This window comes from Agaribacillus sp. DX54 (genome assembly GCF_056858335.1).
Window position 1 is genome coordinate 39426 of record NZ_JBXEQE010000020.1, and the last position, 21507, is coordinate 60932.

20 protein-coding genes are annotated in these 21507 nt (G+C 42.2%); 9 read left to right on the forward strand and 11 right to left on the reverse strand.

The window, feature by feature from the left end; genetic code table 11:
- Window position 1: 1 nt before the first annotated feature.
- From AC04NP_RS19530 to AC04NP_RS19560, 7 genes are all read right to left on the reverse strand, one after another.
- Window positions 2–3133, reverse strand: a complete 3132-nt coding sequence (locus tag AC04NP_RS19530) for an efflux RND transporter permease subunit (protein ID WP_482861616.1) — start codon at window positions 3131–3133, stop codon at window positions 2–4.
- Between the two features lie 27 nt (window positions 3134–3160).
- Window positions 3161–4228 carry an efflux RND transporter periplasmic adaptor subunit gene (locus tag AC04NP_RS19535; RefSeq protein ID WP_482861617.1) on the reverse strand — a complete coding sequence of 356 codons (1068 nt, stop codon included), beginning with the start codon at window positions 4226–4228 and terminating at the stop codon, window positions 3161–3163.
- Between the two features lie 12 nt (window positions 4229–4240).
- On the reverse strand, window positions 4241–5737 hold the full coding sequence (locus AC04NP_RS19540) for a TolC family protein (protein WP_482861618.1): 1497 nt from the start codon (window positions 5735–5737) through the stop codon (window positions 4241–4243).
- 16 nt (window positions 5738–5753) lie between these two features.
- The gene (locus tag AC04NP_RS19545; RefSeq protein ID WP_482861619.1) at window positions 5754–8246 is read right to left on the reverse strand and encodes a M1 aminopeptidase family protein; all 2493 of its coding nucleotides are present in this window, start codon (window positions 8244–8246) and stop codon (window positions 5754–5756) included.
- 52 nt (window positions 8247–8298) lie between these two features.
- Window positions 8299–8562 carry an ATP-binding cassette domain-containing protein gene (locus tag AC04NP_RS19550; protein ID WP_482861620.1) on the reverse strand — a complete coding sequence of 88 codons (264 nt, stop codon included), beginning with the start codon at window positions 8560–8562 and terminating at the stop codon, window positions 8299–8301.
- Window positions 8563–8766: 204 nt separating this feature from the next.
- Window positions 8767–8949: a VOC family protein gene (locus AC04NP_RS19555; RefSeq protein WP_482861621.1), complete on the reverse strand. Its 183-nt coding sequence runs from the start codon at window positions 8947–8949 to the stop codon at window positions 8767–8769.
- 22 nt (window positions 8950–8971) lie between these two features.
- The gene (locus AC04NP_RS19560; RefSeq protein WP_482861622.1) at window positions 8972–9721 is read right to left on the reverse strand and encodes a DeoR/GlpR family DNA-binding transcription regulator; all 750 of its coding nucleotides are present in this window, start codon (window positions 9719–9721) and stop codon (window positions 8972–8974) included.
- 108 nt (window positions 9722–9829) lie between these two features.
- On the opposite strand from AC04NP_RS19560, the gene AC04NP_RS19565 reads away from it, so the two are divergent.
- The 7 genes from AC04NP_RS19565 (at window position 9830) to AC04NP_RS19595 (ending at window position 14630) form a co-directional block, all read left to right on the forward strand.
- Entirely contained in the window at window positions 9830–10519 is a 690-nt protein-coding gene (locus AC04NP_RS19565; RefSeq protein ID WP_482861623.1) for an HAD family hydrolase, read from the forward strand.
- A gap of 12 nt (window positions 10520–10531) precedes the next feature.
- Entirely contained in the window at window positions 10532–11680 is a 1149-nt protein-coding gene (locus AC04NP_RS19570; RefSeq protein WP_482861624.1) for an MFS transporter, read from the forward strand.
- A 12-nt stretch (window positions 11681–11692) separates the two neighbouring features.
- Complete coding sequence (locus AC04NP_RS19575) at window positions 11693–11950, forward strand: SemiSWEET transporter (RefSeq protein ID WP_482861625.1); 258 nt, start codon at window positions 11693–11695, stop codon at window positions 11948–11950.
- Window positions 11947–12570: an NUDIX hydrolase gene (locus AC04NP_RS19580; protein ID WP_482861626.1), complete on the forward strand. Its 624-nt coding sequence runs from the start codon at window positions 11947–11949 to the stop codon at window positions 12568–12570. The genes AC04NP_RS19575 and AC04NP_RS19580 overlap by 4 nt, the downstream gene beginning before the upstream one ends.
- 196 nt (window positions 12571–12766) lie before the next feature.
- On the forward strand, window positions 12767–13003 hold the full coding sequence (locus AC04NP_RS19585) for a helix-turn-helix domain-containing protein (protein WP_482861627.1): 237 nt from the start codon (window positions 12767–12769) through the stop codon (window positions 13001–13003).
- Between the two features lie 69 nt (window positions 13004–13072).
- A complete protein-coding gene (locus AC04NP_RS19590) occupies window positions 13073–13492 on the forward strand; it encodes a 3-hydroxyacyl-ACP dehydratase FabZ family protein (RefSeq protein ID WP_482861628.1) in 420 nt (139 codons plus the stop codon).
- 25 nt (window positions 13493–13517) lie between these two features.
- Complete coding sequence (locus tag AC04NP_RS19595; RefSeq protein WP_482861629.1) at window positions 13518–14630, forward strand: Gfo/Idh/MocA family protein; 1113 nt, start codon at window positions 13518–13520, stop codon at window positions 14628–14630.
- Between the two features lie 163 nt (window positions 14631–14793).
- Here the strand turns inward: AC04NP_RS19595 and AC04NP_RS19600 are convergent, their stop codons facing one another.
- Genes AC04NP_RS19600 through AC04NP_RS19610 form a run of 3 tightly spaced genes read right to left on the reverse strand, consistent with a single transcriptional unit; the run spans window position 14794 to window position 17949 of the window.
- Window positions 14794–16119 (reverse strand): D-alanyl-D-alanine carboxypeptidase/D-alanyl-D-alanine-endopeptidase, encoded by a 1326-nt coding sequence (locus AC04NP_RS19600; protein WP_482861630.1) that lies wholly within the window; start codon window positions 16117–16119, stop codon window positions 14794–14796.
- Window positions 16120–16131: 12 nt separating this feature from the next.
- On the reverse strand, window positions 16132–16839 hold the full coding sequence (locus AC04NP_RS19605) for a metallophosphoesterase family protein (protein WP_482861631.1): 708 nt from the start codon (window positions 16837–16839) through the stop codon (window positions 16132–16134).
- Between the two features lie 30 nt (window positions 16840–16869).
- Entirely contained in the window at window positions 16870–17949 is a 1080-nt protein-coding gene (locus tag AC04NP_RS19610) for an N-acetyltransferase DgcN family protein (protein WP_482861632.1), read from the reverse strand.
- Between the two features lie 137 nt (window positions 17950–18086).
- Here AC04NP_RS19610 and AC04NP_RS19615 point away from each other — a divergent pair, with 137 nt between their 5' ends.
- Window positions 18087–19049, forward strand: coding sequence for a hypothetical protein (locus AC04NP_RS19615; protein ID WP_482861633.1), 963 nt, complete (start codon window positions 18087–18089; stop codon window positions 19047–19049).
- 13 nt (window positions 19050–19062) lie between these two features.
- On the opposite strand, the gene AC04NP_RS19620 is transcribed toward AC04NP_RS19615, so the two are convergent.
- A complete protein-coding gene (locus AC04NP_RS19620) occupies window positions 19063–19995 on the reverse strand; it encodes an SdiA-regulated domain-containing protein (protein WP_482861634.1) in 933 nt (310 codons plus the stop codon).
- Window positions 19996–20213: 218 nt separating this feature from the next.
- Between AC04NP_RS19620 and AC04NP_RS19625 the strand changes: the two genes are divergently transcribed.
- The gene (locus AC04NP_RS19625) at window positions 20214–21434 is read left to right on the forward strand and encodes a Pycsar system effector family protein (protein ID WP_482861635.1); all 1221 of its coding nucleotides are present in this window, start codon (window positions 20214–20216) and stop codon (window positions 21432–21434) included.
- The last annotated feature ends 73 nt before the right edge of the window (window positions 21435–21507 follow it).

Genomic DNA, 21507 nt, shown 5'->3' on the forward strand with positions numbered 1-21507 from the left:
GTTATAGTGCCTTTTCTGTTTGAGGTTTTTTGATGACAGCCAGCCACATATTGTCAATTACCAAATAAACACAGGGAATGATTGCAAGCGTAAGCAACGTTGAAGAAAACAGTCCACCAATCACAGCAAGTGCCATAGGTGATCGCAGGGAGGCACTTTCCCCAAACCCGAAAGTGAGGGGTAAAAGGGCTAGAATCGTGGTCAGGCTGGTCATAATAATCGGTCGAATCCTTTGTTGTCCGGCCGCGGCAACAGCCTCTTTCACCGACCATCCCTGTCTCTTAAATTGATTGATAGCATCAACAAGAATGATAGAATCATTAACAGCAATACCGGTAAGCATGATGATACCAATATAAGCCATTATATTCAGTGGTTGACCAAGCATGAAAAAAGTCAATACCGCACCCACGCCTGCCAATGGAATCGTTAAAAGGATAGTAAACGGGTGAATCAATGATTCAAATTGCGAAGCCAGTACCATGTACACCAACACGACAGAAAGTAACAATGCAAAACCCAGATTTTTGATCGATTCCTTTCTTTTCAGCTCTTCGCCTATAATAGATATGCCATAATCCGGAGGGAGGTGTAACGATGATAATTCTCCTTCCAGTTTATTAACAATCTGGTCATATGGAATTTGCTCATTGATTTGGGCGCTGACTGTCGCTACGCGGTTTTGATTTCTGCGACTGATGGTGTTGGGGCTCAGCACTGTTTCTATCGTAGCTACTTCATCGATACGCAAATCCTGATCCCCGTTTTTCAGTAATATGTCATCCAGTTGTATCAATGAAATCTCAGGAATTTTGATCAAAATGTTTTGTGTTTCCCCTGACTTCTCCAACTTTCCGGCGTCCTTTCCCGACAATTGGTCCTTCACCTGTTTGGTAATACTCTCTGTGGACATGTTTTGAAGTCCGGCACGGTATTTATCGACTTTTATTTCTATTTGCGGAATTTGCTTTTCCATAGAAGAGGTGATATTATACAGATTTTGGTCCATCTTCATCGTGTACATCACCGAGTCCAGGACTGACTTTATTCCTTCTATCGATCTTCCCCTTACCTCCACCACAAGCGGAGCTTCATCTGTACCTACTACAGACTCCAGGGCACTTTTATCATTGTAAAAATTTACCGATAACCCAGGAATGTTTTGCAGAAAATCGCCCATTATCGTGGTGACCCTGCCAGTTTTAACAGGGCTTTCTTCTTTGAATATTAGTTTCAGACTTGCCTTGTGTTCATGTTCAATACTGCTCTCTTCAAAAGTGCTGTTGTCGCTGCCACCGATATGGGTGTACACCTTATCGATGTGCTCACCAAAGACTGAAAACAACTGATGCTCGATCTGACTGACCGTGTTACGCGTTCTTTCCAGCCTTGTGCCTTCCGGCAGACTTAAATCTATAGCAAGGGTTCTGGTTTCAGTTCTCGGCATATATTCACTTCCGATTACTGGCAGTAAGAAATAAGCTCCGGTCACCAGTGTGGCAGCTAATACTATAAACTTCCATTTATGGTCAAGTATCCTGGTCAGGATGCGTCCATACCCTTGAAAGGTGAAAGTCTTTTGTGGTTCTTGTTGTTTATGGTCTTTAAAAATTCTGGTAAATAGTGTGGGTATGACCAGAATGGCCACTACCAACGAGGATATCAGGGAAAAAGCTACTGTCCAGGCCTGGTCCTTGAATAATTCCCCTGAAGCACCACGAACGTAAACAATCGGAAGGAAAACAATAATGGTAGTCAGTGTGGAGGCAATGATGGCACCGCCTATTTCAGTGGTGCCCTTAATGGCCGACGCTTTAATACCTTTCCCGTTTTCTCTATGCCTGAATATGTTTTCCATCACTACAATGGCATTATCCACCAACATACCCGCGCCTAATGCCAATCCTCCGAGCGTCATCACATTTAAACTAAGGTCATTAAAATACATGAGATTAAAAGTTGCAACAACGGAAACAGGAATGGCGATACCGATAATGGCCGTGGTACCAGGGCGTCGAAGAAACACAAACAATATAATGATGGCGAACAGGGCACCGAGTAATCCGGATTGCTTTACCTCATCAATGGCCTCCTGAATAAAATTACCCTGATTTTGAATGATGATGAATTCATAACCGGACAAAGAACGTTCAAGGTCAGACAATGATTTGTTTAATTCATTGACTGCTATAACAGTGTTATATTTGGTCTCTTTGTAGATGGATAATCCCAGGCTCCTTTTTTGATTTATGCTGACGATATCAGATGCTTCATTGTCCATAATGCTGACAGTGGCAACTTCATTTAGAAGAACAGGTGTCTTTTCAGATACAGGAGTTGAAGCCGTAGCATTTTGCGGATCTGCACGATCCTGAGAAGACCTGGACGTGTACCCGACCACGATGCTTTCAATATCCTCAACATCCTTGACGATGCTCGTTCCTTTGATAACATATTTTTTACCAAGTTCTTCTATCGATCCGCCGGAAACACTTCGGTTGTAATTTTGAATTTTGGTTACAAGTTGGTCAACCGTCAAACCATAAGAAGCCAATAGCCCGGGATCCGTGTTAATGATTACCTCCTTTTCCTGCTGTCCCGCAATCCTGACATCTGCCACTCCTTCCAACCTGATCAGTTCGTTCCTGATTTGGTTTTCGGCTGTTTTTCTAAGCTCGTTGAAATCATCTATGTCAGGATGGTAGAGCCCTACAATCATCACCGGCGCTGCGTTGGGATCATATTGTGAAATATTCAGTTCTTCGATGTCTTCATTTTGGGTATAGGAAGATAACGCTTTTTGTATTTCGAGAAACGCCTCATCCATGTCCTTGTCCCAGTTATATTCAATGGTTATCCGGCCATAACCAGCCTTACAAATACTACTCACCTCCACTGCGCCGCGCTGACGGATGGCCAGTGATTCAATGCCTTCTATAAACTGTTGCTCCATTTCTTCAGGGGGACGCTCTCCTGCTTTCAGTTCTACGAATAGCCTGGGGTTGTTTAGCTCGGGGAACAACTCGATGCTTAGTTTGTCCAAAGAAATAAATCCCAGCAAAAGAATCCCCAATACCACCATGAATATGGTAACCGGATGTTTGACAGCAAAGCTTACAATGTTTTTCATCATGAAAAATAGTGCTTTATGATTATTAACTCAGCGGACAACATTTACCATGGATTTGTCTCGCAACGTTTCAAAACCCTTTACTACCAAACGATCGTTCATTTTAATTCCTTTGGTAATTTCAATAAAGTCGGGGTTTTCCAACCCGGTACTAATACTCTTTTCCAGGGCAATTCCATTTTCAATGACAAAGAGTATCTTCCGGTTTTGCCTGGATATAACAATATCTTTTGGCACTACTATGGTACTGTCTTTTTTCTCCACAAGTATCTCTGCTTTCACAAACATGCCCGGGCGGATGGCCTGTCCCCTGTTGTTAATAAGTAATGTGCTTTGAAAAGTTCTTGTATCAGGATTTATCACCGGTGAAATCTGGTTTATTGTACCCATTAAGGTGTCCTTGCTAACCGTGTAATTGACCACCCTCACGGATTGACCCTGCTTCACTTCGGCCAGATGTTTTTCCGGCAGTTTTACGTCAAGCAGCAGTCGGCTGTAATTCATAATTTTTACCATTTCCTTACCCTCGTCGACCTTTACCCCCTGGGTATAATGCGGAAGTTCAACGATTGTGCCGCTAAATGGCACTTTTACATAAGCCTTATCTAATTGAAGTGAAGCATTTTCATAGGAATACCTGGCATTGATGTATTCGATTTCAGCGTTTTTCAATTCCCTGAAAGTGACACCTCCTTTATCATACAAAGACTTTTGCTTTTCATAGTTATTCTTTGATACTTCCAGATTAAGTTTTTTGGAGTCTATTTGCGCGTTGTTTTCAAATTCCTTGTCTTCAAGTTTGATGATTGTCTGTCCCTTTTTAACCTGGTCACCCAAAGCGAATAATTTTCCCGTATTAGCATTGTTCATGAGATAATAGGTTCCGGATAAGTCCGATCTGAGATAAACTTCCTGTGTGGCATAGACCGTTCCGGTGGTTTGAACGTACATTTCGATAGATTGCGGTTTAACATTAATCACCGAGACAGGAACTTTGATTTCCGTATTGATGTTGGCATCTTGTTGGTTGCAGGCGCTATGCAGCAACAGGACCACCGGAAATAAAAACGATATAACTTTTGCGCTGTAAGATCTCATTGGGCTACGGTTTTACTTATTTGGACTAAATGAGGTGTTAAGGATAGACTGCTGTGTTTCAAAATCCCATAAAGACTGAATTTTTAAATTCAATAACTCCAGTTTGTAACTTATCAATGCGTTTGATAAAGCCATTTTTTTGTCAGATAGCTGGATCTGAAACTGATTGAGATCCATGCTTGTGAGATCCCCGTTTTGGTATCTCTCCAGATTTATCTCATAAGTCAGTTCGGCATTTTTTACATTTTGCCAGGCGATGTCAATTTGGGTTTCGAGATTTTGCAAACTTCTGTATACCTGCCGGATGTTGATGATGATGTCATTTTTTTGATCCGCGAGGTCGACTTTGCTGACTTCGAGGTTGGCCCTTGATGCGGCCATACGGGCCCTTTTTTCTCCCCAATCCCAAAGCGGGATGTTGAATGAAACCGCTACCCTTGGATTATTGGTCGGTGACTCGTATACCTCACCGAACTTTGTATCGTCACCAAAGATACTCATTGAGAGGGCGATGTTTCCTTTAAATTCATTTTGGGCATTGGTTCTTATCAGCTCAAACTGGGATCTTTCAATGTCGATTTCACGTTGTCTTAATTCCTGCCTTTGCTCCAGCGCATGTTCGATAGCCTCTTGCAGATCGATTTGGTATGGACTTAAGCCCACATCTGCCAGTATATTGATGTCTTCGTAAATTGACATGCCGATCATCACTTTAAAATTGTCCCTGGAATTTTCAAGGGTCACCTGTTGGTTTTGCAATGTCGATTTACTGCTCGCGAGGTTAAGCGCTGCCTGGTAGAGTTCCTCTTTCGCTAAAAGACCAGCCTCCACCTTATTTTTTGTTATATCAAAGCTGGTCTGCTGATTTTCCAGTTCATCCATAGCAATTTGCACGGCGTTTTGTTGCTGATATACATCATAAAAACCCTGGGTTACATTTTTTTCCAGATTTAGTAATTGTATCGAATGACTTATCTGTGCATTTTCCAGGTTTAACTCTAATTCCTTTAGCTGTAAAGTGGTTCGGTTGTAAGTGAAAATTGGCTGATCCAGTTGCAGGTAGAGATTGTTGTAATAGGTTTTGGTCCGCATATCCTGGAATTCACTAAAGTTATCGCGATATCCGAAAGTGTTGTTAAGGGAGAGGGTTCCATCCGTTTTGGTAATTGGCTGAATCACCGAAAAGGTGCCGGATGAATTATAGTCTTCACTTGTATTCCAGGTAGAAAAAAATTCATCGAAAACACGCCTTCTGTTAAAATCGAAAGGTGTGATTTCCAAAGAAAACCTGGATTTTAAACTGGCTTGCTGGGCATCGAGTGTCTTCCTGTTACTTTCGAGGTTGAGTATGGATCTTTTGATATCAGGGCTGTTACTCTTTGCAATTTCCAATGATTCTGCCAGGGTCAATACGCGCTGGCCAAAGGCCGGCAACAGATTGAGAGAATAATAGACTGGCAGTAGCAATAGCGCCCTGATAATTTTTCTGATTTGATGAGATATTTTCATTTTGAGTTTTGATTATTTATTGTTTAACCCATTTCACCGCATCTGCAAATACCGATCTGTTTTCATTGTTCCTTTTAAGAATCATCTTTCTCAAATAGGGTTCGCGGATGGGGGTAAAGGTGGTAAAACCAGGGTCCTCATTGTCGATTATGATTTCCGTGATTGCGGCCTCTTCATTGTTCAGGAGGATGATTTCACCTGACAGTGGTTGCTGTTTTTGATTCATTTCAAATTGCCCTAGTGGTAAATTAATCACTGAGGGAATGTTCCTGGATATTAAAGTGTTGATCATAATCCGGTCAGGCCTTTCATCCAGCAGGAAACGAATTTCTTTTTGCTGTCCTTTGGGAATAAAAGATACACTCGCTTTATCATTCATGTCCGGAGGTGCAAATGCGGCACTTTGACGGTTATAATGAAATTGTACTTTGATCATTCCATCCACATCTTCTACATTTTCCACCCTGAAAGCTACCTGAAACCTGTTGCGGTCACCGTCTCTTACCTGATAATCACTGATATCGGAAATAATAAATGCGGGTTGTTCGACCTGTGAGTATACCTGATCGATAATGGGTTCGATGTCGAACTGAAACCGTCTCAAAACTGCGGTCCTGAAGTCATCGTAGGATAGGGTTTGATGCGCATGTTCTGCAATCATTTGATAGAGAAAAGATTTAAATGCTTCCTTCCCAATTTGCAATTCCAGGTGTTTCAATAGATAATCGCCCTTCAGCTTTATAATTCCGGAGACTTTGTCAAAGCTTTCTTCCTGTGACAAAATGTCTTCCAGATTTTTTTCCCGCATCAGGCTGTTGCAATCTTCGGTGAAAGAAATACCCCTCCAGTTTCTGGACATGTTATCGTCGACCTGCGCTTCCTGGTTCAAATAATCTGCCAGGTTTTTATTGAGTAATGGCCATTTTTTACTATTTATACCAGTTTGATACCAATATAGGTTGGGAAAAACAGCGTAATTTGCCCCTTCTGCATTATTGCCGCCTCGCCAGGAAAACTGCCAGGAGTTTTGCTGTTTGGTTAAAACGGATTTTACGAAGTTTTTGAAAATATTGGCCTGCTTGTCTTTGCCATCCATCACGTGGTTATTTATTCTGGTCTGGTGATTCATCACCTTGAATTGGCTTTTGAAGTCAAGCTCCCATATTTCGCCGCCTTTTTCTGGCAGTAAAACGGTTTCCGGCTGAATGTATGCCTGATGATTTTCGTATAAGTTTGTGAACGCATAAAACTGAACCGGGGCTTCTACCAGTTGAAACCGTGAAAAATTATATTTCATGTTCTGATCCTGCTCATATCCATTTCTCAAGTCGCGGACAAGCGTCGCTAAGGTATCCTGTAGCTGATCGAAGTATTCACTGAAATAATCATTCTTCTCATGAAAAAAGAGGTTAAAATCAGTACTGTCGACTGTGATACTTTTTTGATCGTAGTCACCGATGATCAGCGAGATTTGTGGCAAAGGAACCTCGGGTGAAAACGCATAAACTCCCGGAGCCTCGTTCATTACTTTTCCCTGGGATATGGCTGTCAGGTTTTCCCTGGTATTTACCTTCAACCGGAAGTCAATAAAATTATGATTTCCGGTTCCCGGGCTTGTCTTGTTGTACCCCACCCATGCCTGCGGATACCAAAGTGCATCCTTGGTGAGCAAAACGTAATCAGGCTCCAGAAAGACAAAGCGTTTGTCGATGTTATACATGAATGTTGCCCGGGGTTTTTCATAACGGTCTCCGTGGATATCGAGATAGCAAACCGCTTCATTTATACCACCCTCGTATTGTATTTCCAAAGATTTTTTCTCTCCCGGAAGAATCGGTACCGGGATTTCGAATAGGATCAGGTGTGACTTCCTGGTGAAATTCAACGCACGCCCTTCGAAGATCAGCCTGTTCACCGACAATTCAGGATTTAATGTTACAAAGAGTTTTTTTAACTGATGTACCTGATTATTTTGTACAATCATCCTTGCCCCGCAACTTATTGTATTTTCCGAATGATTGAGGTCAAGATAACAGGATATAATGTCAATATTAGGGGTCTCTGCCATTTCGCCGTTCAGGGCAATCATGGTTTTTCTGAGTGCCTTATCATTTATTTCTTTTTCCAGATAAACCCATACCAACCCTGTAGTGCCCGATAAAAACAAAATGGTAAGTATGGCTGATGCTAGCCTGTTCACTTTTCGCTGAGGTAATCTCGGGAAAAATGAAATGGTAGCCAGAAAAAATGCACCGGCAAGGCAGAGATAAATGGTTCTATGCAAAACCAGTTGGTTCAGGTTGCTGAAACCTGCTATATCGGAAGCGTACAGGGGCAATTTAAAGGCGATGTAGTCCGGAAGGAAATAATAGTTGCCTTGAAAATAGATGAGGATTACACCCACCAGGCCCAATAGAAAGATAATGCCGATAGCTTGATTTCGCAGTACGCTGACCAGCAGGAAAGACAGGCTGGTGGTAAAGATGATATTAGGAAAGCTGATTAGCAACGGGTAGTAGATGTAAGCCTGAAAATTGATATTGGTATCGGTGGCAGTGACATTAAAAATAGGTAAAGTCCTGTGGCAGGTAGCCTAAGAGGGTTCTTATTTTTTTTCTGTGTTTGTTAATATCCAGGCCATCAATGGTGATTTTTCCGCTTGTATATTCCTGCAAAGTTACCAATATCCGCATCAAACTGGATTTACCGGCACCGTTGGGGCCCAGTAAGCCAAACATGCCACTTTCAATGGTCAGATTTACGTCGCTGAGTGCCCGGTGACCATTGGGGTAGACTTTTGACAATGACTCTATTTCGATTCTCATTGGACCTTGGGTTCTTTAAAAAATGAGCTTCAAAATCTTCTTTATTAGTGCACGATTTTACTACCCTATAAGCCTGCCATCTAATATCTGGTTTTACCAATGCCTTGAGGCTTTTTTCCACAGGAAGATCTGTTTACCCATAATAAATCAAACTTAAAAAATCATGTATCGGGAAAGGTAGTAAAATAATGAAACCATCACCAATTAAATAATATCAATGGCAACAGGAGATTTCAGCCGGCTGGTGCGTTCATCGACATTTTCAGGCGAGCCCGTAGCGAAGGCCCAGTGAATTAAACCCTGGTACGGTTTCAGGATGTTATTGGTATTTTCCTGAATACCAGGCATTGGCATTAATTTCAGGCGTGCTCCATTTTCAAATTTCAAAAAGTAAGTATAGAAAAGAATACTACAATACCTTTACACCTCTATTGATAAATTTAGCTTTTACCCGGTTACGGAGGCCATTATCGGTGATGAGAACATCCACTTCCCCGATATCACACAACACGTAAGTTTCGGCAGTTCCTATCTTATCCGAAGTAGACAGCGCGATAGTTTTATTGGCACTTTTCATGAAAGCTTTTTTCACGGCACCTTCCTCTCTGCTTCTCATGGTTACGCCTGCTTTGTGATCGATACTGCATATACCGAGCATACATAAATCAGCCCTGATCCCTTTCAGCGCTTCAATCACCTCGACACCCAGCGCCACCCTGGATTTCCGGTCAATTTTGCCCCCTAGAAAATAGGCCTCGATGCCAGGGTGGTGCATTAACTCATTGGCGAGTGGAAAACTGTTGGTAAAAATCGTAATCTCCAGGTCTTCGGGCAGGGCCCGTACCAATTCCAGGTTGGTGGTGCCGCCATCCAGCAAAATTGTCTGGCCATGTTTTATCAGTTTTGCGGCTTTGGTGGCAATGATTTTTTTGTCTTTGACGGCGTAATCTTCACGTTGCGTATATTCAAATGGAATCGGGGATTTTGGAAGGGCACCCCCATGCACTTTTTCCAGCAAACCAATCTCCGAAAGCTCTTTCAAATCCCTTCGAATGGTATCATCTGACACCTGCAGATCCTCGCAAAGATCCTGAATCAGTACCTTTTGATCACTGGATAATTTGTTTAAAATAAATTTCTTCCTTTCGTGCTTTAACATTTGCGTGTATTTGCGTGTATTTAATTTTTATTATGCATAAATTTAGGTAATTTTAAAAAAATATCCAAAAAACCGCAAATGTTGCGGGGGTTTAAAAAGAAATTAACAATGAATGATAAATATCAGGCAGTAATATTTGACATGGACGGGGTGATAATCGACACCAAGCCGGGAATAGAAGCATTTTGGCAACGCTGGGCTAACCACAAAGGTTTTACAATTTCGGAAAAAATAATGGACGAGTACATCCACGGATGTCCGGTTTGGTTGACCATCGAAAAAGTCTTTCCGATGCTTATCGATTCCGAATTGGAGTCCCTGATGCATGAAATCCATGAAACTGAGGCGAACCTGTCCTATCATTTTATTAATGGTATTCATGATGTTTTAGTAAAATTATCAGACAATAACATACCGGTAGGACTGGTTACCAGTGGTTATTTAAAGAAAGTCTCCAAAGTGTTTGAAGAACTTGTTTTAACAAGCTTTTTCCATCAGGTGGTAACCGCTGACATGGTAAAACAAGGGAAACCCCATCCGGAACCTTTTCTGCTGGCGGCAGAAAAGCTGGGCGTAAAACCGGCGGACTGTGTTGTGTTTGAAGACTCCATCAGCGGTATCACCGGAGCCGCCAAAGCGGGAATGTATCCTATTGGCATCAATAAACAATCCATGCAGCCGGTGCTGAAATCAGTTGGGGCACGTTATGTAGTGCCTGATTTTACGGTGATTGATTTTGTCAATAGTAATGCCAGCCGGTATATCAGTATCCATAAATCAAATGTTCTGGCCTTTTAAACGCATTGCTCCTTGATTGGTAACTTAAGCTCATATTTTTCCCATGCCCCAAGCCGAGCGGTAGGTCTTGTCTTTGCGATCAACAGTTTTATGTTTGGCAATTGGGCCGCCCGGATACCTGATGTCAAGGACAGGTTGCAATTATCTGAAGCCCAATTGGGGATTGCTCTTCTGGGTCTTTCTATTGGTGCGATGATCAGCATGCCGTTTATGGGCTGGCTGCTGAGTAAGCGGGGTGCCGGGCAATTGTCTTATCTTTTTGTCATCTTGTATTGCCTTTGCATGGTACCGCCGGTGATGGCTGATTCTTTGTTCTGGTTAACATTCTTCCTGGTGTTGGTTGGCCTGACCAATGGCGCCACTGATATTGCCATGAATGCCGCCGCCGCTGCCGTCGAAAAAAAGTATAAAGTTTCAATCATGTCGACCAGCCACGGAATGTGGAGTATGGGGAGTATGATTGGCGCTGGTATTGCCGGATTTATCGCACAAAAGGAAGTCCATCACCCGACGCATATGATCATGGCGGCTGGGCTGATGTTGACTTTATCCGTCTTACTTATTGCTACACTTTCAAAAATTAAAGACGATCATGAGGCGGGCAAGGCTTTTGTTCTGCCCAAAGGCCCCATATTGGGACTGGCCCTTATTACTTTTTGTATCCTGATTGCAGAAGGGGCGATTGCCGATTGGAGCGCTGTTTTTATCAAAAACGCTGCCCTGGGCAACAAGATGGAGGCCAGCCTTGGTTATGCCGGGTTTTCTTTGGCCATGACCCTGGGAAGGTTTTATGGAGACAGTGTGATCCCTAAATATGGAAAAAACAAAATTCTAAAGGTTTGTGGTGTTATCGCTACCCTTGGATTGGCTTTGGCAGTGGTGATCTCCAGCCCGTTACCGGCAATTTTAGGATTCACCGTTGCAGGGTTCGGTTTTTCCCTGATGATTCCCGTTCTATTTAGTGCCGCAGCCACGGTGAAAGGGATTGCTCCCGGGACTGGCATTGCCATGGTTGCTACGCTGGGTTATGTGGGTTTTTTAATTGGTCCGCCAGTCATCGGATTTATCGCGGAAGAGGCAAATTTGAATTATGGGCTCGGTTTTATTGTCTTAATGACTTTTATTGCAGTACTGCTTTCTGCTTTCACCAAAACCAAGTAAACGAATGATATCATGTATGCGGAATTATTAGGTTATATTGCTGCTTTCTGCACGACCGTTGCTTTTGTACCCCAGGTAGTGAAAACCTACAAAAGCAAGTCAGCAGCGAGCCTGTCGTTGGGCATGTTCCTGTTTTTTACCGGTGGTGTTGTCTTGTGGTTGATCTATGGTATAATGATCAATGAATACCCCATAATAGCTGCCAATGTGGTCACACTTATTCTGGCAGTTACATTAATCTATTTTAAATTACGATATAAAGATCGATGATGAAAAAACACCGGTTTTTAAACTTAACCAAGCGCATTCAGGCCATAGCCCAGGCCGGCATTACTTACACGGAGAATCCATATGACATGGAGCGATTCGAGGAACTAAGAACCATCAGAGTGGCTCTCATGCATTTAATTACAGATGAAAAAGTGGAGGTTATCAGGGATTTATTTGCCAATCAAACCGGATACCAAACACCTATGGTGGATATCAGGGCGGTGGTATTTCATGAAAACAAGATTTTGCTGGTAAAGGAGTCTGCCGATGGGCGCTGGGCCCTGCCGGGAGGATGGGCCGATGTAGGGTATACGCCATCAGAAGTAGCGGCAAAAGAAGTAAGGGAAGAAGCCGGCATCGAGGTTACCCCAAATCGGATTTTGGCTATTGTTGACAAAAAATGCCACGATCATCCACCCCAGCCGTTTTATGTCTACAAATTTTTTATTTTATGTGATTTTTCGGGAGGCCATATAAAAACCGGGACAGAAACGCTTGATGTGGGTTTTTTTGCCCGGAATGGTATTCCAGCGTTGTCCATGGACAGGAACATACCTTCTCAGGTTGATTTGATGTTTGAGTACCTGGATGATCCGGAAAAACCAGTATATTTCGATTAACCTGCGTACTTGCAAAGGTGAGCCGGATGAAACACCGGAGATCACCAGTCATAGTATGACTCGAAGTCATACTATGACTAAAACGAAAATAAATGCGTCACCTAATAATGAGCTGTGCAACAGCCACGTCCGCTCGCACTATGCGCTGTAAATTTATCTGCATTTGAGGCTCGACCCCACCAATCTTGGGAACTTTATGGTTAAAAAAAGCCCCATCGAAGACAAAAACACTAAGAGAAATAGTCCTCCATTAAGATGTTTTTACAACGGCTTCTTACAAATGAGACTAAAATATGCCTATCGGCTCATGCTGGAAACCGAAAAATCAGGAACTGAGGCTGCTGCTATTGCCGGGTACAGGCAAACAGCAAATTTTTCCAAAGCATTCAGGCAAAAATTTGGCCGTAATCCGAATGCCCTGAGAAAAAATTAAATCCTGCCATGCTTTCTTAATACCTCTGATTTTAACTAAATTACAATAGCTTGCTTTAATCTTCGGCCAATGAATGAGATAGAAAAACTATTACCTCACCGAGCTTCCTTTTTGTTTGTAGACCGGATAATTTCTGCCAATGAAAAGGAAATTGTCGGTGTTAAAACATTTGATGGCACCAATACCTTTTTAAGAGGGAGCTTTCCTGAACAAGGCTATGTACCCGGAATGATACTCATCGAATCCATAGCCCAGTGTGGAGGAGCCGGTGTAAGAAAACTGGCCTTGGCGGATGGAATATTTGCCTTGGTGAGTATTAAAAACGCTAAATTTTTAAGGGGGGTGAACTATGATACCCCTGTCACTTATAAAATCAGGAACAATAAAATAGGTGAAAAGCTGATAAGCCAGTCCGGAATTATCTTGTATGAAGGAGATACGGCGGTTGAAGCTGCATGGATGTCAATAAAAATGGGTTCCGGAACCTGATGTTTTATCAATTATAAAATTAACTATGCGTCAATTCTTTTTTATTTTTTCTATCGTATTGGCCTCGCACTTGATCCATACCACCTCTGCATATGCCCGGGAAAGTAGCGAAAAACCACTGCGAGTGGGTGTCGTAGGGCTGACCCATTCACATGTTCACTGGATTTTAGGGAGGGAAGATCGAGGAGATATTGAAATTGTGGGTATTGTGGAGCCCAACAGATCTCTCGCCGAAAGATATGCCAAAAGGCATGGTTATCCTATGGAGTTGGTGTATAATACCATAGAAGAGATGATAGAGAAAGCCCAGCCCGAGGCTGTTACTGCCTTTAATACCATCTACGATCATTTGAAGGTGGTGCAGGTTTGTGCTCCTGAAGGCATTCATGTTATGGTGGAAAAACCACTGGCGGTAAACCTCGAACATGCCGTGTTAATGGAAAAGCTCGCCAAGCAACACGACATTCATTTGCTGACAAATTATGAGACAACCTGGTATGGTTCCAATCATCGTGCCTACCAGATGATTCATGAGGAAAGGGCCATCGGTAGTATAAGAAAAATAATGGTCAATGACGGACATCCGGGCCCTAAGGAAATCGGGGTAAACCAGGAGTTTTTGGAGTGGCTTACCGACCCTGTCCAGAATGGGGGCGGAGCGCTTACCGATTTTGGCTGTTACGGGGCTAATCTTATCACCTGGTTAATGAAGGGCCTGAAACCGATTTCGGTAACAGCAGTCATTCAGCAATTCAAACCGGAAATATATCCGAAAGTCGAAGATGAAGCCACCATTATTCTTACTTACCCGAAATCACAAGGCATCATACAAGCTTCCTGGAATTGGCCTGTACATAGAAAGGATATTGAAATCTACGGAACTACCGGATACATCGTGAATGCCAACCGTGAAAACATGCGTGTACGCCTTGGCATTGATCGACAAGAGCAAAAGCTGGTTGCCGATCCACTTCCCAAACCGGTTGATGATCCATTCTCCTACCTTGCCGCGGTTGTCCGGGGCGCATCGGTGGGTAAGTACGATTTATCATCTCTTGAAAATAACATGATGGTTATGGAAATTCTCGAAGCCGCTAAACTTTCCGCCAGAACCGGAAAAACTATTTTCCTGGAATAATTGGAATAATATGTCATACAACACTGCTTGCTTTGCTTCCCCTTTTGATCTGATATGCAGTCTCATCAACGTTTTGCTACCGACATTTTGTCCCGAAGGAACGTTTTTTTGAGGGTTTATGTAACATGTTCAGGATAGTTTTATTTTACCCGCTATTCCATCTTCAATAATTATCCCGGACAAAAGCCAAAATACCCTCCATAGCGCTCTTTGTCACCGACGAAGAAAAAGGAAAATTATTATGCATAAAGCTGAAAATAAGCCTTTTCCCACTTTTAGTGACCAGGTAGCCACTCAGGCAATGATTGTTACTCAAAGTCCCTGTTTTGGCAAAAATGTATGCTTCATTATCAGCATACCAGGAAGACAAAGTGCCATTTACTCCCCCGGCCGGCAGTAATTGAAACAATCGCTCTTCGGGAACGGAATAATAAATGTTTTCCAATAACCTGACCATGGTTCTCGGGGTAAACAGATTATATCTGGACAGGCCAGAACCATCAACCCAAATCGGTTTATCAGGAAAATCTGCCAACAGGCTATCCTGCAAAAATGCTATGGTGTTTTTAGTGCTTAGGGAATCATTGATCCTGTCCCCAACCAATAACAATAATTGTTCTGCCAGGAAGTTATCGCTTTCCTGCAACATTCTTTTGTAAACGCTATCAGCAGGAATGCTATACATGATGCTGTTGGTGGTGTCAACCGGTATGCGCTTATAGACCACCTGCCTTTCCAAGGTATCCTGCAACAGATTAAGAAGTGTTGAAATAGAATATTTTATGGGGATGTCTGTGGTATCAGCAGATTTTTTCCAGGGCAGGTAGAAAAATTTATTGGTATACTCATCCCTCATGACACCCGATTGATGAGCAAGATTAAAAGGCTTGTTGAAAGTGGAGTCAAAGAAGATTCCCGGAGCTATCTTTAGGCGCGCCATTGGGACTTTCGAAAATCTCACAACGTTTCCGTATATAGGAAAAGGGGCGGTTTCAGCGGAGAAATAATACGGATAATCATCCCAGGCCCACCCCGGCCCAAGTCTTTCGTTAAAATAGTTTTTATCAGAAAAGACCAACACCCCGGGATAGTTTTTCAGAAAATCAAAAACCTTTTTATTTTGATGTAAATCAGGGTGTAAAAAAGTAGGGTCACCGGTACCCCAGAAAATCAAAGAGTCTTCCTTTTCCTTGTACCTCAACGCCTGTATACTGTCTTCAAGGTATTTTATACAGGCATAATAAGTGAATAGTTTTGTATTGGAAGCAGGGGTAAAATATTTGGCGCTGTTGGACTCGTAAATGGTGGATTTCGATTCCGGGTCATACAAAGAAAAGCCCATGAAGTACTGGTTAAAGACTTTTGATTGATGGAATTGCTTTTCCAGGGTTCTTGCGAGTTTTTTAGGTTTTAAGGAAGTACATCCTGAAATCATAAAGCCCAGGAAGAGCGGGAATAAAACGGAATTAACAAGTGTGATTTTGTTCAATATTTTTATGGATTAGTGATCGATGTTTTCCTGAATCAATAATTGCATGGTATCCAAATTTAAACATAACAGATTTCCCATGCCCGGGCGGATACCGTAGTGGACGCAGCCGTTGTCCAGAGGCATTTTTAATTTTTTATGTTTTATGCTGCCCTCTATTTCCTCCATAGTGGCGGGATCATGCCCATGAATTACGGGCTTATCATTTAACCACCGATTGTCGGGAACAAAACCACGAACCAACAACATGGCATAATAATCTTCAAAAGGATTTCGTGCATCGAAATTAAAACCTGCATGCACCAAAAAGCAGTCATCCAACTCATAATAATAAGGCAACGTGCTCAGGAAATTGAAATATTCAGTCTTCAACTGACTCCCATCCAACAAATCCTTTGTATTGTTCATCCTGGCCTGGTTTTCCAACTCCTCAGGATTATACAAGGCGGTATCCAGCAGCATTTGTTCATGATTCCCTCTCAAGGGAAAAACAGCATAGTTATTTTTTTGCAGATCCAAAATCAAATCCAATACACCTGAACTGGATGGCCCCCTGTCAACATAGTCACCCAAAAAAAACAGTAGATCACGCTTTTGCAGGTTTACCTTATTCATTATTCCCTCCAGGGATTTTATACAACCGTGGATATCGGGAATTACGAGCCGCCTCGTATATTCCTGTTTTGCAATTTTATGACCCCATGGACGATTTACGGACATCCTGATTTACTTTCCGGCTATTTCCTTTTATCAATGTGCCTTATTGTTTTTACAATTTTCAATGTAGCCCTTCAATACAGGTATCAGGCTATCCACGCCTTCCTCAACCGGCAATGCCACTGGAATTTGCCAGGTGTGTTCATGCTCCATTTGATACTGTTTTGCCTTTTTATAAGGTATATCTTTGGTATTGAGCGTGAGGGCCAAAACCTCTGCACCAAGTGATTTCACAAGGTTTATGTTTTGTTGAATCGGGGGGATTTCCAGTTTCAGGTCTTCCCACCCATTGTAATATACTCTTTCAGGACTGTGTTGAAGTATTACGCCTTTTGCGTTTCCTGAGATGATGAATTCAGGACCGCAAGGTCCGCTGGGGTTTAACATGGCGGCCTGACCTTCGAGGATAATCAGATCCGGATTTAATGCCCGGTGGCAGGATACAATGGCTTGCTCCATTTCGCCGGAAACAAAATCGTTCAGGGTGGCGTCAAAAATAAATCCATAATCGCCTCCCTGCAACCATCCGGTTTGTCCCGTGTATATCATTTCACAACTTAACCCTGCTTTCCTGACACTGTCTCTGAGAAAACGTGCCGTGGTTCTTTTACCCAAAGCACAATCCGTACCCAGTACAGCTATAACAGGTGTGTCAATTTTTGTTATTTCTCCCGTCCAGAATCTAAGCTCAGAGACTGGTTTAGGCTTGCGTATATCCCATAACTCAGTGTTGTGAGCCTGGGCGAGTTTTACAAGTTCAGGTTTGTCACTTAAATATTGATGAAGCCCGTTGACGATGATGTAGCCCTCTCTTATGGCATCGGTAATATCATTCATCAACCCGGTCGGAATTACGCCCCCTTTGGTTGCTACGCCTACAATAGCATAATCTATTTTTCTGTTAACAGCCTGTTTCATGGAACTTATGCTTTCAAAAACCGGAATATTACGCTGAATATTGTCAGTGATGACTCCGGCATCCATGCCTGCAGATTCAGGGTCAATAACCGCCAGAATTTCATACCTTTCTGTACCACGAATCAAACCGTGCGCAGTTTTGGCGTAATCCGTGTTGAGCAAACCGTTAGCGAGTATAATGGCCGATCCATCCATGTCAATTAAAACTAGTTATGTTCAGATTTAAGGCTGCAAGATAAAGTAAATGCTTATTTTTCCCTCGTTTGCCCAATAAATTTTAAAAAGCTGCTAACTTGGATTACTTTTGAGTTTTATGATTGATTAAATGAGCGGTGAATAGTTATTACTATCATAAAATCCTTGCCTGCCTGTTTGCCTGTATAAGCCTCTGTTGTTTCCAGTTCTGCGGTGACAACGAGAACACCGTAAACGATCAACCGCCTGTTGCTGATCCTGATACCAACCCTGTGGTCATCGAGACGGATACGGCATTTTTACCGGGGGTCCCTCAGGGGCTTATTGAAAATGAAGACCTGTCAGAAGCCTCAGGGCTGGTGGTCAGCCGAAGCAACCCTGATCTGATATGGTCTCACAACGATAGTGGTGATCAAACAAGATTATTCCTTGTGGGTTCAAAGGGCGATGATAGGGGTGTCTTTAAGTTAGCGGGCATTAAAAACAGGGATTGGGAAGACATAGCTATCGGCCCCGGGCCGGAAGATGGGAAAACCTACATCTATATAGGCGACATTGGCGATAACGTTGCCCAGTACCGGGAAAAAACTATTTACCGGATGATCGAGCCGGACGTATCTTCGGTGGATGAAAAGATCACCGGTGAAATTACGGGTATAGAAACCATCAGGTTTGAATTCCCTGATGGTATCAGAGATGCAGAAACCTTGATGCTGGACCCGCTGAGCAAAGACTTATACGTCATTTCCAAACGTGAACCTAAGGTTGGCATTTACCTGCTGGAGTATCCATATTCCACAACCGAAAGCAACCTGCTTAAGAAAGTCGGAGCAATGAATTTATCGAATGTGGTAGGTGGTGATATTTCTGCCAAAGGTAATGAAGTGTTAATTAAAACCTATTCTGCCATCTATTACTGGGAAAAGAAAGGAGATGAAAATATCGTCAGTTTACTGCAAACCGAACCGGTAAGGCTTCCTTATTTCCGTGAACCTCAGGGAGAGGCCCTAGGCTGGAAGGTCGACGGATCGGGCTTTTACACTGTCAGTGAAGAACCCCAGGGCATTGAAGCCAATTTATTTTTTTATATGAGATTGTGATTTTGCAGGGCGTTTATTTGAGGTAACTAAAAGTTAATATATATCCTCGGCCACCACCACCTTCACTGGCAATAAAGAGTTCACCATTGGGTGCGAAGCAAATACCCTCGGGTTGTCTGAAAGTTTTTGGATTTAAAACAGCTACATCCTCGATATTCCCTTGCCCGTCCAAAATAATCAATAATTTACCTACTGAATTCAATAGATAAATTTTATTGGTTTTTGGATGAACGGCAATACCTGACGGCTTAAAATCAGGGGCCTTTTCCATGGTGTAATTGTCAGGATTTTTTTTCATGAATTTAGTTACATCACTTTTTCTGATCCGCAAAAAGGGTTGCATTTCAAACTGGTTTTCATCCAGGTCATAGGCATATACCGCTTTTCCTTTTACCTTTTCACCCCCAATGCCTGCTTGTCCTTTACAGGCTATTAACAATTTGTTGGATTTTGGTAACAAACCGAGGCCTTCTACATCGTTTTTTAATGTCAACGGTGTCCTAATGCTGTTTGCTTTTACTTCCTTTTCATTACCTCCGGTAGTGTTAAAATGGCTCAAAGTCCCATTGCTTTCCACTACATAGATATTTCCATTGACAATTTCAATACCCTCATAATCACCGCTTTTGGCGAATTTGATATTTTTTATGATCTCTTTCTCATTTAGATCATAAAAATATACCCTGCCCAGCTCATCCTGCACACAAGCCAAAACCCCATTTTCTACTATGGATAAGCCCGATATCTCCTGCAGGTCGTAATGCAACTTGATTTTTTCTTTGGGATTCTCCAGGTCGTAACCTAATCGTTCTGCCTGTTTACGTACAAATTCCGGGTCTGGTTTTTCTTCTTTTGGCAGGTAGCAACTCACCGTACCAGCAGCAAATAGCAAAACCAATACTAATGATATCTTATAGGTTTTTAGCGAGTAGCTTTGAGCGGTCATAGGCATGCAGGGCAATCAACAAATAGATTTCGCTACTAATTTAGTCCAATTAGCGACATTTGAATACAATTTTAACAACAATCTCAAGGCTTTTCATGTTATTTCTGCGGACAATTTATTTGCCGGAAAAATATGAACTTCCGAAAGAATAATTTACATTAGATGCTGAAAGGGTCTGCTAAATCCCAAAAATGTTAGAAACCAAGTCTAGTTGATCCATGATTGTTGCAGAAGAGACCACCTTGATGAAGCATACCAGAACGTATGCTGAAAGTATTCTGGAGAAGAAGATGCCTAGTCATATGTGTTATCACGATGCACAGCATACAAGGGATGTAGTCTCGGCAAGCTATGAGATTGCCAAGGCCATTCATCTTTCGGAAGAACAGATTGAAACCATCATGCTGGGGGCATGGCTTCACGATACGGGGTATCACAACGGAAAATCCGACCTTCATGAAGAGGAAAGTATTAATATAGCCAGGAGTTTTCTAATCAAGCAAAATGTAGACCCCACCCGGATCGACGAGGTAGTGGGTATCATTGAAGCCACTAAAATGCCCCAAAAACCCACCAATATCATGGAAGAAGTGATGTGCGATGCCGACCTGTATCATCTGTCCTCTGACCAATACTTTGACAAATCGGAGCAACTGAAAAAAGAAATGGCAAAAACCAAAGGTTTGACCCTGGATGATGTTGAGTGGCTGGAAATGAATGTGGCATTTTTTAACCAGCATGATTATTTCACCACTTATGGCAAGGAAGTTTTACAACCCAGAAAAGAACAAAACTTAAAAAAGATCAAGTCCAGATTAAAGGAGCTAAAATCGGACAAAAAGTACGTCAAAAATCTTGAAAAAGAGGTTAAGAAACTCCGTGAGAAATTCAGTGAGGAAAATCAAAGGCCAACCAGGGGAATTGAAACCATGTTTCGCATTACCTCAAAAAACCATTTGACATTAAGTGGTATGGCGGATAACAAGGCCAATATTATGATTTCCATTAATTCCATCATCCTGTCAATATTAATGACAGTACTTACCAGGAAGTTTGATGATTTTCCCAATTTGATAGTGCCTGCCCTGATATTAACCATTACAAGCCTTTTAACCATCGTTTTTGCGGTATTTGCCACCAGGCCCAACGTTTCATCGGGTAAATTTACTTCTGAAGACATCGTAAACAAGCGGACTAACCTTTTGTTTTTCGGAAATTTTCATAGTATGGACCTGGGTGATTATGAATGGGGAATGAAAGAAATGATGAAGGACAAAGATTACCTGTACAGCAGTTTAATCAGAGACATTTATTTTCTGGGAATAGTTTTAGGTAAAAAGTACAAAATGCTGAGGATTTCTTATACTATTTTCATGTATGGTTTTGTCGTATCCATCCTGAGTTTTCTTATAGCCTCCTTTTTTATGCAGCCGGCCTGATGGCCGATTCCAAAATTCTGATTATCAAAGAAATTTTTTACCTGGTGGGGTAGCCACAGACACGGTTTTGCTC

Bases quoted from the DNA above. Each gene is read 5' to 3' on its own strand.
- AC04NP_RS19625 (WP_482861635.1), top strand. From the start codon at position 20,214: ATGATTGTTGCAGAAGAGACCACCTTGATGAAGCATACCAGAACGTAT.
- AC04NP_RS19605 (WP_482861631.1), bottom strand. From the start codon at position 16,839: ATGTCCGTAAATCGTCCATGGGGTCATAAAATTGCAAAACAGGAATAT.
- AC04NP_RS19585 (WP_482861627.1), top strand. From the start codon at position 12,767: ATGGTTAAAAAAAGCCCCATCGAAGACAAAAACACTAAGAGAAATAGT.
- AC04NP_RS19565 (WP_482861623.1), top strand. From the start codon at position 9,830: ATGAATGATAAATATCAGGCAGTAATATTTGACATGGACGGGGTGATA.
- AC04NP_RS19620 (WP_482861634.1), bottom strand. From the start codon at position 19,995: ATGACCGCTCAAAGCTACTCGCTAAAAACCTATAAGATATCATTAGTA.
- AC04NP_RS19535 (WP_482861617.1), bottom strand. From the start codon at position 4,228: ATGAGATCTTACAGCGCAAAAGTTATATCGTTTTTATTTCCGGTGGTC.
- AC04NP_RS19610 (WP_482861632.1), bottom strand. From the start codon at position 17,949: ATGGATGGATCGGCCATTATACTCGCTAACGGTTTGCTCAACACGGAT.
- AC04NP_RS19590 (WP_482861628.1), top strand. From the start codon at position 13,073: ATGAATGAGATAGAAAAACTATTACCTCACCGAGCTTCCTTTTTGTTT.
- AC04NP_RS19530 (WP_482861616.1), bottom strand. From the start codon at position 3,133: ATGATGAAAAACATTGTAAGCTTTGCTGTCAAACATCCGGTTACCATA.
- AC04NP_RS19560 (WP_482861622.1), bottom strand. From the start codon at position 9,721: ATGTTAAAGCACGAAAGGAAGAAATTTATTTTAAACAAATTATCCAGT.
- AC04NP_RS19580 (WP_482861626.1), top strand. From the start codon at position 11,947: ATGATGAAAAAACACCGGTTTTTAAACTTAACCAAGCGCATTCAGGCC.
- AC04NP_RS19575 (WP_482861625.1), top strand. From the start codon at position 11,693: ATGTATGCGGAATTATTAGGTTATATTGCTGCTTTCTGCACGACCGTT.
- AC04NP_RS19540 (WP_482861618.1), bottom strand. From the start codon at position 5,737: ATGAAAATATCTCATCAAATCAGAAAAATTATCAGGGCGCTATTGCTA.
- AC04NP_RS19550 (WP_482861620.1), bottom strand. From the start codon at position 8,562: ATGAGAATCGAAATAGAGTCATTGTCAAAAGTCTACCCCAATGGTCAC.
- AC04NP_RS19595 (WP_482861629.1), top strand. From the start codon at position 13,518: ATGCGTCAATTCTTTTTTATTTTTTCTATCGTATTGGCCTCGCACTTG.